The 12420-nt window shown below is 38.4% G+C and carries 12 protein-coding genes; all 12 read left to right on the top strand.

The window, feature by feature from the left end:
• Nucleotides 1-55 precede the first annotated feature (55 nt).
• The 12 genes from ACXAG7_RS04720 (at nucleotide 56) to ACXAG7_RS04665 (ending at nucleotide 12199) form a co-directional block, all read left to right on the top strand.
• Nucleotides 56-904 carry a SymE family type I addiction module toxin gene (locus ACXAG7_RS04720; RefSeq protein WP_476666139.1) on the top strand — a complete coding sequence of 283 codons (849 nt, stop codon included), beginning with the start codon at nucleotides 56-58 and terminating at the stop codon, nucleotides 902-904.
• Between the two features lie 221 nt (nucleotides 905-1125).
• Nucleotides 1126-2829, top strand: coding sequence for an eCIS core domain-containing protein (locus tag ACXAG7_RS04715; RefSeq protein ID WP_476666138.1), 1704 nt, complete (start codon nucleotides 1126-1128; stop codon nucleotides 2827-2829).
• Nucleotides 2830-2874: 45 nt separating this feature from the next.
• Nucleotides 2875-3285, top strand: coding sequence for a hypothetical protein (locus tag ACXAG7_RS04710; RefSeq protein WP_476666137.1), 411 nt, complete (start codon nucleotides 2875-2877; stop codon nucleotides 3283-3285).
• Between the two features lie 221 nt (nucleotides 3286-3506).
• Complete coding sequence (locus ACXAG7_RS04705) at nucleotides 3507-3701, top strand: hypothetical protein (protein WP_408042041.1); 195 nt, start codon at nucleotides 3507-3509, stop codon at nucleotides 3699-3701.
• 209 nt (nucleotides 3702-3910) lie between these two features.
• Nucleotides 3911-4390, top strand: coding sequence for a toxin-antitoxin system YwqK family antitoxin (locus tag ACXAG7_RS04700; RefSeq protein WP_476666136.1), 480 nt, complete (start codon nucleotides 3911-3913; stop codon nucleotides 4388-4390).
• Between the two features lie 1017 nt (nucleotides 4391-5407).
• Nucleotides 5408-5941: a GNAT family N-acetyltransferase gene (locus ACXAG7_RS04695; protein WP_408042039.1), complete on the top strand. Its 534-nt coding sequence runs from the start codon at nucleotides 5408-5410 to the stop codon at nucleotides 5939-5941.
• A gap of 79 nt (nucleotides 5942-6020) precedes the next feature.
• Complete coding sequence (locus tag ACXAG7_RS04690) at nucleotides 6021-7016, top strand: carboxylesterase family protein (RefSeq protein WP_476666135.1); 996 nt, start codon at nucleotides 6021-6023, stop codon at nucleotides 7014-7016.
• A 346-nt stretch (nucleotides 7017-7362) separates the two neighbouring features.
• Nucleotides 7363-8667 (top strand): phosphatidylserine decarboxylase, encoded by a 1305-nt coding sequence (locus ACXAG7_RS04685; RefSeq protein WP_476666134.1) that lies wholly within the window; start codon nucleotides 7363-7365, stop codon nucleotides 8665-8667.
• A 177-nt stretch (nucleotides 8668-8844) separates the two neighbouring features.
• A complete protein-coding gene (locus tag ACXAG7_RS04680; RefSeq protein ID WP_408042036.1) occupies nucleotides 8845-9534 on the top strand; it encodes an SDR family NAD(P)-dependent oxidoreductase in 690 nt (229 codons plus the stop codon).
• A gap of 76 nt (nucleotides 9535-9610) precedes the next feature.
• Complete coding sequence (locus tag ACXAG7_RS04675) at nucleotides 9611-10066, top strand: hypothetical protein (protein ID WP_476666133.1); 456 nt, start codon at nucleotides 9611-9613, stop codon at nucleotides 10064-10066.
• A gap of 19 nt (nucleotides 10067-10085) precedes the next feature.
• On the top strand, nucleotides 10086-10616 hold the full coding sequence (locus tag ACXAG7_RS04670) for a helix-turn-helix domain-containing protein (protein ID WP_476666132.1): 531 nt from the start codon (nucleotides 10086-10088) through the stop codon (nucleotides 10614-10616).
• Between the two features lie 113 nt (nucleotides 10617-10729).
• Nucleotides 10730-12199: a serine hydrolase gene (locus tag ACXAG7_RS04665; RefSeq protein WP_476666131.1), complete on the top strand. Its 1470-nt coding sequence runs from the start codon at nucleotides 10730-10732 to the stop codon at nucleotides 12197-12199.
• Nucleotides 12200-12420: the final 221 nt, after the last annotated feature.

Genomic DNA, 12420 nt, shown 5'->3' with positions numbered 1-12420 from the left:
AGAACACAAACCAGCCTTAATAAACATACCTTAGCAATACCTAAAAACGACTAAAATGGCTATTAAGAAAAACTCAAAAAAAGGGGGGCAGCAAGTAATACAAGAAGAACAGCATGCACATAAAGATGGAGTGAAAGTAATAAGAGAAGAGCAACACCCACAAAAAGATACTATAAAAGATAGGCCGCAAGTAATACAAGAAGAGCAGCACCCACAAAAAGACACCATAAAAGATGGGCTGCAAGTAATGCAAGAAGAGCAGCACCCACAAAAAGACACCATAAAAGACGGGCTGCAAGTAATGCAAGAAGAGCAGCACGCACTAAAAGATAGGCCACAAGAGCAGTACCCACAAAAAAACGCTATTAAAGATGGGTTGCAAGTAATACGAGAAGAGCAGCTTGTACAAAATGATGGAGTGCTAGTAATACAAGAAGAGCAACACCCACAAAAAGATGGAGTGCTAGTAATACGAGAAGAGCAGCATGTACAAAAAGAAGCTATAAAAGGTGGGCTTCAAGTAATACGAGAAGAGCAGCTTGTACAAAAAGAGACTAAAAAAAGTAGTCAGCAACTATCAAAAGAAGCTAAACCGTATCTAAAACAACCAACAAAAAAGACAAAAACAAAGAACTGCTCTTCGGACAATGAACAAAAAAAGGATTCAAGAAAAAGACTTCCTCAGTTAAAAACAGCAGCTAAACAAAACTCAAAAAATGATGTACGCCAGTTAAAAATTGCAACTCAATACCAACCGCGATCGCGTTATAAGCTAATCAAAGTTCCTGAAATCCGCCTTGTAGGCAAGTGGCTCAGAGAACTAGGGTTTACAGAAGGAAATTTCGTTGAACTTCAACTGAAGCAAAACAAAATCACCATCACTCGCTGCATTCCAAAATCTTAACGAGCATCCAATAAACATTGAAAACACCTTACCAACCCTTTCGGTAGGGTGTTTTTATTCCTTCTCTTTTCTAGAAGAATTATCAGATATTTTTGTAACTTTAATTTATTCTATCCCTATAATAGAACACCTACTACGTTCTAGTACTAATTGGTAACACCCCCTAAGTACCGTTACCCTAAAAGGTTGTGCTCTATAGCCAACGAAAAAATGAAACGAATATGAACGCTCGAAGTGAAAAAACAAAAGAAAGTAAAACACTGTTAGCCAAGGATCCCCAATCGCTACACAGTACTAAAAACAACCCTACATATCAATTTAACGATAAGAGGGTCAAATCAACTACCCATAGCGTAGTACAGCAAATGGCAGATGAAAGTAGCCAAAGCAAACACGCCGCCCAACTGCAATCAATGGCAGACCAATATACAGATGCAAAAACAGGCACCGTTCAACGTCAGGAAAATCGGACGGGACTACCAGATCAACTAAAGTCTGGTATTGAAAATCTCTCTGGTTATGCCATGGACGATGTTAAAGTACATAGAAACTCTGACAAACCAGCGCAATTGCAAGCACACGCCTATGCTCAAGGCAGTAATATTTACCTCGGACCAGGTCAAGAAAAACATTTAGCACATGAAGCCTGGCACGTGGTTCAACAAAAACAAGGTAGAGTAACTCCCACAAGACAATTTAAAGAAAAAGTCCCTATTAATGACGATAGCGGACTAGAAAGAGAAGCTGACATCATGGGAGCTAAGGCAATGGAATTCAGCGGCACCCCTGAAACCACCCAACTAAAAACCACTACGCTCAACCAACAACCAATTCAACGTAAACCCGGAGATCAGTATCGAAAGAAGAAGAACGACTTGATATATGGAACCTATAAGGATCGACTTAATTACGAACCTAAACTAGGAGCTATGAATAGAGCTTTCAGCAGTATGGATGGCGACTCGATCGTAGCAAAACCAGAACTCGATGAACCATTGATTGCCGATTTCATGAACGATTTATTCCTAGGAACCAAAAAAGGAAGTTCGTATGGAAACGCTGTTGATGAAACCCCTGACATCGCTAAAGACAATACAGCATATAGAGATTTTATCTTTTATATACATCGCTACTTAGCCCCCAAATTCCCGCATGGTTCGGAAGAGGAGGGAAATCGAGTTAGAATTGCCGCCGCTTGTAAATTTGGAATCTGGTTGACAGCAAAACAAGGACGCAACGTCCATTTCGTATTGGATGAATTGAACACCAACAAGATACAACACAATATTGCAAGTGGAAAGTCATCATCTTTTACCTCTAGAGAATTACGATTTGTAAGAAACAGTTGGCATGATAAAGATATCAGCCAACATGTAAAATTCTACGTCAAACAAAAGGAAGTCGCTCCACCATGGGAAACCTATCAAAATGAATGGGCAGCTTTTAAACCAGGTAAAGAGCATGGATTAGACCTATCTCAAAAAGCAGAAGATGAAGTTCAAGCACTTCAAAAGCTCACGATAAATAACAATGAATTAGAAAAGATTCAAGTAGAAGTTTCTCAACTTATTAGTGAACGTTCAGAAAAACTAGAACTAATCACAACAATGACAGAGGAAATTAAAGAGCTACAAGAAACAAACACTCCAACATTCTTCCAAAACATGAAAACTTTCTTTGGAGGAACTAACACAACGGCAACCAAAATGCATAAGAATTTACAAAAGGCAAAACACATGGCTTCCGAAGTTAAAAGTTTGATCGCAGAGGCAAGAGAACTTGGAGAAAAAATCATTTCATTAAACCAAGAATCCATGAAGAGAGCGAAAATCATGAAAATACATTTAAACAATGTGAGTAGTATTAACATACAAAAAGAAGAATTCTTTAGAAATCCACCTCCTCCTCTTGATAAAGTTTTATAAAAAACCACAGAAAACAACTCATGCTAACCAATAATACATACCACTATGACAACCATTGAAAGTATTCAAATTGACCTATTTATAAACAAAACACATTCATTAGTCATTCATTTATTCAATGACGGAACCATACATCGGAAAGGATATGGAACGACCAACTTTCCCGACAACGATTTATATGTTGGAATTATTGACCCTTCCATATTTGAAAATTACATAGCTCAAATTCATGAAGGATACCTCCAACATGCTGGTGTATATGATTTTGATACTAAACTCGGTGAGCAATGCATGTTGAGCTACGTAATCAACTGTAAAGACCAAAGCTATACTTTTGAATACCAATACGGTTCGCAATCGGAAGGACCCCATCAAGAAATAGCCAATTTATTAAGTGATGCTATCAAAATCACAGATCCTTGGTTTGTTAAACAACGTACAACAACAACCCCATAGACTGAAAGCCGAACTAGATGTTCGGCTTTTATTTTGGCTATCCTATAAATACCAATCCTCAAAAAGTATCAAAAAACCTTACTTTTTTTACCATTAACCCACTGACATACAACAACAAAAACAGTAAATTACTCTCACAATAACAACTTCTCTCGCAAAGAAGCGACATATACCTCGGGTGTCTTTAAAAAATTCGGGGAAACACAAAACTAAATTCAAAAATGATGACAAAAAACATCTTAAAACTTGGAAAAACCCTGAATGCCACAGAGCAAAAAGAAATCAATGGAGGAATGGGAAGCACTTGTATGGGCTTTGGATCGTACTATGTTAACAGCTGTAATCAGTGTGTTAACAACATCATCCCTGGTGGACCAACTGCCTGTATCAGGAACTGTTGTATCGTTGCCTACTAAGTAAACACTTAAAATTTCTCTTCTTACTCTCTTAGTACGCAATTATCAAAAGTATTAAGAGAGTTTTTTAACAGTCACTCCTCATAAAGCTTCTATTACTTTATTCTTTAGCACTATTTTTTTAATTTTGAGACTATGTGGACGGTAAAGAGGTGTTTATTTCAACGAATTGTGCACAAACACGATATATCTCTCAAAAACAATTAGGCATGAAATACAACATAACGAAGTTCCTGATTATCTTACTTGTATCGATAGGTTGTCAATCTCAGAAAAAGAGGCCAACCATTACGCCACAATTACCCAACCCACTCCCTACTCTTGGTGATTATAAAAAAGAAGTAAATGCGGAAGGGATCGTAATTTCAGAAGGCTATTATCTGGATGGTATTGCCAATGGACCAATGAAATGGTATCATGACAAAGGGCATTTAGCCGCCGAAGGCACCATGCATAACGGAAAACGCACTGGTGTTTGGAAGGTATATGCTATTGATAACGGAGTTCATTTAGCAGACGTTCTTTTCGATAATGACCGAGAAATTGGAGTAGTCAACGCTTATTATTCTAACGGTCAATACAAGTATACTCATAAATACGAAGCTGGTGAACTATTTCAAAAAACGTGTTATGACTCCTTAGGAACGGTTATAAACTGTAGTTTATTATTAAAACATAAACAACAGTAAACCGTCCGGAATACACCAATTTATTAACGCACTACGTTTTCCTCTTGCTATCTAGCAACATTTTACTCAAATTGTCTCGTCCTTTCTCCTAACAACATCCTCAACAACCAATGCCGAAGGATTACCGACTGAATTTCGAATAACGTTTTAAATACGCGAAATCTATATTCAAAAAGATACCTGAGCCTCATCGTTACCGAAATATAAAAGACATACCAACATACTATCAACAAAAACACGCAAAGCTATATTCAAAAAGATAACTAAACCTCATCGTTACCGAACTATAAAAGGCATACCAACATACTATCAACAAAAACATATGAAGCTATATTCAAAAAGATAACTAAACCTCATCGTTACCGAAATATAAAAGATATACGAACATACTATCAACAAAAACATATGAAACTATATTCAAAAAGATACCTGAGCCTTATCGTTACCGAACTATAAAAGACATACCAACATACTATCAACAAAAACACGCAAAGCTATATTCAAAAAGATACCTGAGCCTAATCGTTACCGAACTATAAAAGGCATACGAACATACTATCAACAAAAACACGCAAAGCTATATTCAAAAAGATAACTAAACCTCATCGTTACCGAAATATAAAAGACATACCAACATACTATCAACAAAAACACATGAAACTATATTCAATAAGATAACTGAGTCCGATCGTTATCCAAATATGAAAGACATACCGACATACTATCAACAAAAACACATGAAACTATATTCAATAAGATAACTGAGTCCGATCGTTATCCAAATATGAAAGACATACCAACATACTATCAATAAAAACACGTGAAGCTATATTCAATAAGATACCTGAGCCTTATCGTTAACGGAATATAAAAGATATACGAACATACTATCAACAAAAACACGCGAAATCTATAATCAAAAAGATACCTGGGCCTTATCGTTAACGAAATCCAAGCCTTCCCAAAAACAATCCCCATATTTTCAGTAAATTAGACAAACACCAAAACCTCTTGACTATGATCGTAAAAAGCATCCTTCCGCAAGACTTTGAAAGTATTCTTGAAATCATCAACGATGCCGCCAAAGCTTATAAAGGTAGTATTCCTGCTGATCGCTGGAAAGAGCCGTATATGTCACCACAAGAACTTCAAACACAACTTACAGAAGGAGTTATCTTTTACAATTTTAAAGAAGACAATCGAATTCTTGGAGTTATGGGAATCCAATTCAAAAAAGAAGTCACCCTCATCAGGCATGCCTACGTTCGGACTATTGCTCGGCAAAAAGGAATAGGAGGAAAACTACTAAATTACCTAAAAAGACTTAGTCATGCCCCGATCTTAATTGGTACTTGGGCCGCAGCAACCTGGGCCATTTCCTTTTATGAAAAACACGGGTTTCGAATACTCTCTACCGACGAAAAAAACACCTTGCTACAAAACTATTGGTCCATCCCCAAAAGGCAAATTGAAACATCCATAGTGCTGGCTGATAAGTACTGGCATCCCGGACTTTTAACACCTCCTTGGACTCCAGAACAAAACAACTAACAAACAACTAAAAGCATAATCATTAAACCTTTCCACGAATAAACCGTCTTAATTAAAAGAATTCCAAACACTTACTCCAATGAGAATATTATGGTCAATACTTTGTGGTAGTATCTTTCTAGTAGCTTGTAGTAAAGACAATTCATTAGCAAATACCACTGATGAGAATACTCCTACAGTCACTACCTCCAGCGCATACTCTGTACGTATCGTTCCCGATATAACCTATGCCAAAGGACTTCGTCATCAGCAAATCAATAGCAGTACTGCCACTGAAATCCCGTTAAAATTAGACCTATACCTACCTGATAATAACTCAAAAAACAGACCGGTCTTTATGTTTATTCACGGAGGAGGCTTTATAGGCGGATCTCGTAAATCAGCACAAATTATTGATATGGCTAACTATTTCGCTTCACGCGGTTGGGTGTTTCTGTCCATTGATTACCGACTACGCGATGATACGGGAACTGTTCCGCAAGCTTGGGTTGATTATGCCAACAACCTACCTTCAACTTCAGTAGCGCAATTCTTGGCCATATACCCCGCACATAGAGATGCCAAAGCTGCACTCCGATGGCTAATTTCCAAGGCAAGCACCTATGGTATAAACACCGATTTTTTAACGGTTGGAGGAAGTTCTGCTGGTGCCGTTACCGCAGTTACTTTAGGAGTCTCGAATTTAGAAGACTACACCAATGAACTCACCTTACAACAAGACCCTACCTTAACTTCAACTCACCTTTCTCAATCCTATCAAATTCAAAGTGTTGTAGAATTCTGGGGTACCAAAGTGGGAGTTGATATTTTGAGTGAAATTTATGGTCACCAACGTTTTGATAATCAAGACCCTGACTTACTTATTATTCATGGCACGGCCGATGCCAATGAAAACACTCCATACAGCAGTGCCTTGGAATTAAAAAACAGCTACGATGCTTCCGGAGCCTATTCCGAATTGATTCCGTTAGTAAACAAAGGTCATGGCGCCTGGAATGCCACTGTAAACGGCAAGAGTTTATCAGAACTTTCTTTCGATTTTATCGTAAAACAACAAAAACTACAGGTACAATAACCCTCTAATAAGTCACTGGAATTAAAAAAACATACCCTACAAGTCATAATGAGGTAAACTGCTCACAATAGCACTTGTAGTTCCGCCTTTCATTGACCTCACCATCATAACAGTAGGGCTTTCTGAAGGATAGCAATACTACTTCCATGCCTCAAAACAAGAACGTTTGAGACATGATACAGCGCATTCACAACCATTTTCAGGATTACTTTGACTATAAAGGCTAGCTTTAACTTAAATAAGCAATAGCTTAAAAAGTCAATTACTATCCGTTCCTATTCGGTTTTAATAGGAGGTGAAACCGAAAAACCTTACGAGTAGGAATCAACTAACATATCATTACATTATGAAACATGCTTCAGTTTTAACCCCCAAAGCAGCGACTGCACATACCCCAATTGTAGCAGAGCTCCAAAACATTTTAGACGGTCATCCCCTCATTAAAAAAGCCCTTGTTGCTTCTTTAAAAATTGCGGTTCAGAGAGCCCAAAAGGACCTCAACTCTGATTTATACAAAGCCATCGATAGAGTTTTTAACGGTAACGGATGGCCAACAGATATCGAAAACTACTTAAACTACTTGGATCAGTACGTTCAACTGGTACCCAATGAAGAAAAAGACCCATTATATCCAAATGCATGGAAAAGTGATGGTACCAAAAACGGGTATAATCAAAAAATCTACGATTTATTATGCCAATTTTATTGGCTCATTGACCAGGGAGTCGACAATATTACCATGCAGAGTTTTCCTGCCTTTTCCGATTGGCTTATCGATTTCGCAAAAGCATGGGGTAGCTTTTTAGATAAACCTGAGTCGTTAACTCCAGCATCTTTAGCTTCTTTTAAGGCAGATAGAATGTACAAATTTGACATGTATGCCTCAAATGAAAAGAATTGGAACACTTTTAACGAGTTCTTTTACCGACAATTCAATCACGCTGACCCAACCACCGGAATTACACCACTTCGTCCCATTGCAGCCCCCAATGATAACAGTACCATCGTGGCACCTGCCGACTGTACCTTCCAAATGAACTACCCTATTGACAACGAAGGAAATGTGATTAGTGAAACCACAGGAAAGCCAACTCAACTTACCTTAAAACACACGCATACTATTGGGAATATCAACGATTTACTGGCAGGAAGCGAGTATGCTGAAGACTTTTACGGCGGAACTTTTGTACATTACTTTTTAAGTCCTTTTGATTATCATCGCTTTCATACCCCTGTAGGTGGAGAAGTTGTAGATTTTAGAGACATCCCTGGAAAAGTATACTTAAATGTTGTTATGCAAGAAGACGGACAATGGGACGCTCCCGATGGTGCTGAGGATGGTTATGAATTTTATCAATCACGTGGACTACTCATCATCGACACAAAATCTGCTGTTGGAAAAGTAGCAGTTTTACCCATTGGAATGTGTCAGGTATCAGGAGTCGATTTGTACACAGATAAAATTAAACTCAAAGACCAACTTATAAAAGGACAAGAGTTCGGAAAATTCCAATTTGGTGGATCCGATGTGATTCTATTGTTCGAAAAAAATCCTGACTTGTATTTATTCAAAAATAACCCGGGCTTAGATCCAATATATTTCCAATACGGACAAACCGTAGCTTATTGGAACGTCGAGGTTCAAAAATAAATACGATACCCGTTACAAAAACACTCTATGTTTGTTTAGAGATTATCGATTTCCTTCGGTAATCTCTATTTTTTGCCCCTATAATTCGCTTCAAAAATTGTATATTTCGATGGCTAACGAGCCAACTACATCCAAAAATTGAAACACTCATAAAGAACAAAAAACTGCTAACAAAACATGCACAGTAAAACTGTACTCATCACCGGAACAAATAAAGGAATCGGAAAGGGCCTAGCGCATCAACTGAAATCTATGGGGTACAAAGTGTACGGGACATCTCGAACTCCGCATAGCTCCACAGACCTTGACGGGGTATATACTTTAGATGTAACCAACCAACAAAGTATTTCAGATGCTATTAGCACCATGACTCACGATGCGCTTCATATAGATCTTTTAATAAACAACGCAGGGATAGGCTCAGACTACAATGAGCAACTCACGGCAAAAGAAAATTTTGAGCTTCGCTTTCAAACCCATGTTTTTGGCACTTTCTTTTTCACCGAAGCCATTACCCCTTTACTCAAACCCGACGGAAAAATCATCAATATCAGTTCTAAGCTATCTTCATTTGCCGAGGTTGACAATATCGCCATCGCTAAGCTCACGCAAAACAAAATGGCATATATTCTATCGAAATCTTCTTTAAACATGTACACCAAACTGCTGGCAAGTCGTTTACGAGAAAAACAAATAGCAGTGCTAAGCATACATCCTGGTTGGGTGCAAACAACCTTGTCAACCACCAACAAAAACGCGCCACTTTCCATAACAACTTCTGTTGACGGAATCATTAAACTCATCCTAAAAAATCCTCCGACAGGAACTTTTTGGAACGCTGAAAACCAAGAGGAATTGCAATGGTAGGCACCAATATCCACACATTAAATGCAGCGATCACCTTCGCTATCATCGATTGTTAACCAACACAAAAAATAGTGCCTTGAATCAACAAAATCCAGCGACCAATAAAAATATAAGAGTACTCAAATTTAAAAACATCAGAAACCTGATGAGTTTCAAAGTACAATTATTCCAAAAGCTAAAATTAAGAGACTGTCACAATGATAGCCAAGCAGTCTTCTACACCCAACTAAGCCAGTACTGCAACAGACATCGAGGAACACATTTCGAAATCAGAATGTCAAAAACTGAACTAACAGCCTCCTTATACAAACACAAATACGATGATTTAAGCAAAATTCCAATTCCCAAAAACTATCCTTGGGGAGCTTCCAACATGGAAACACAGGCCTACTACCAACCTAGGAATGAGGAAGCTGTTAACGCCTCTAAACAACAAGTCCTAAATTTCGCTAAGAAAGAATTCAACGCATTTAAACTACTGTTTGTCAAACTTTCTGAGATTGAAAATTTCCACGTAATTTTACAAGACTAAGACTTGAAAAAACTCGAATATGAACGTCAAAACCTATCGCGAAGCCAAACAACTCACTCAAGAAGAACTTGCAAAAGCTTCGGGAGTATCCGTGCGTACTATTCAACGCATTGAGGCCGGACAAGCTCCAAAAGGACATACCGCTAAAGTCCTGGCGAAAGCTTTAGGTATTGAGCTTACCCAAATTACCCAACCACAAACCATTGCCAACAAGGTTACACAGCTAAAACTCATTAACCTCGCACCCTTGTTTGTATTGAGTATCCCCTTACTAAACTTTATCTTACCAATAGCCATTACTGCATACCACAAGCAATTTAACAATATTACTAGGCAACTAATTACGCTACAAATTTTATGGAGTATCCTAAGCACGCTAAGCTTTTTTATACTTGCTTACCTTAAAATGACCTTCTCACTTTCACACCGACTACTTCCAGCATTTATGCTCGTACTCTTCATTAGTAATCTCATTATTATTGTAAAAAATGCCATAAGCCTAGAGCAACACCAGCAACTTTGTATCAAACTTAACTTTTCACTCTTATAAACACTTTTTGTTAACAACTCCAACAATGACGGGATATTGGCGGGGTATTGTCGGGAGGAAACTAGGGCCTATTGCGAAAAACTTAAGGAGTTTTGCACAAAAAAATGTCCATTATGCACAAAACACGATTCGGAACACTACTATTGTTTTTTGTGGTACTTTCACTGTACTCACAAACGTCTAGCACAAACAATACTGTTTACCACAAAATTGATGCTTATCTAAAATCGGGGATACACCACGGATTTTCAGGAACGCTCACCATTATTAAAAACGACTCGATAAAACTCCAAGAGGGTTACGGTTTTGCTAATCGAGAGCAACAAATCCCCAACAGTGCTACTACCATCTATGATATTGGTTCGAATACCAAACAATTTACAGCAACAGCCATCCTCAAATTAGCGGAACTCGGCAAACTAAAGCTCGATGACTCCCTTGCCCTGTATTTTAAGAATATTCCCGAAGACAAACGCTCTATCACCTTACACCAATTACTTACCCACAGTTCAGGATTGATAGACCGTATGGGGAATGACTTCGAAAAGACCAGTACCAAACCCTTTTTCAAACAACTTTTTCTCAGCAAACTCCTCTTCCAACCGGGGAAACAATTCCACTACTCCAATACAGGGTACAGCGTACTCGGTCGTGTTATCGAACTAGTTTCAGGAACCTCTTACGAATCCTTCCTACAAAAACACTTGTTCCATCCAGCAGGAATGTATCAAACGGGCTACTTACTTCCCAGGTGGAGGAATTCCAAATTAGCCTCGAGTTATAATCGAGGAATACTCCCCAGTAACTCGCCCATACTCAAATATCAAAAAGACCAGGAAATTTCTTGGCATTTAAAAGCGAATGGAGGTATCAACAGTACTCAAACCGATTTAGCACTGTGGTTCAAGGCACTCAAAACAAACAAAATAATTTCAAAAAAGAGCCTTAACCAAGGTACTACTCCCTATATTTTTTATCCAAATAGTAGGCTGCAATACGGCTATGGTTGGACCATTCGCACCCTAAAAACCGTAGGCAAGCGTATCGCTCATAACGGTTCAAACGGGGCATTTGCACATTCCTTACTCTGGTATCCTCATCAAAAGCTGTACATCAGTTATATCACAAATGCCAACAGTGACGAAGTGGAATTCCTTGGTTACCGAATTGCCAAAATGCTACTTGACCCCGAGTACGCTCCACCTCCTATAAAAAACAATGTATATGCTACGGCCTTTAGGTTTATGGAACAGCACCCTAGCACAGCGAACGAACAGCTATTTTCCCTGCTCTCCAATCAATATCCTGAAGCTTATGGTCGATCTAACTTACTCAACAGCCTTGGGAATCTAGTACTTCGCTTACACAAAGACCCCACTTGGGCCCTTTCGTTGTTCAAAAAAAACACACAGCGCTTTCCTCAAGATGGCAATCTATGGGATTCTTTAGGCGATGCCCATCAACGAGCACAGCAACCACATCGGGCCATACCTTGTTATCAAAAAGCAGTAAAACTAGGGTATACCCCGGCAAAAAAGAAACTGCTACGACTTCAAAAAAACATTCCCGACAAATCACAATAAAAGTACCCTCAAAAAACACTATTCCATATAGAAGTATGTTTGTTTTTAACGCAAGCAACTACCTCCCCCCGACTCCTTATGCGCTGCCTTGATAGCACATAAGGGGCGGTTTTGCTACTTTAGTTTTAAAAAACTATAAAATTAACTGGAAAGTAAAGCTCAACTCAGCACTTAGCTATTAAAATAGCAGCTATTTTTTATTAGATTTCAAAAAGGAAAAA

It is taken from the genome of Tenacibaculum sp. AWR4_210, from assembly GCF_056160945.1.
Note: the sequence above shows the minus strand (reverse complement) of the source record. Positions and strands in the feature narration are given on the sequence as shown.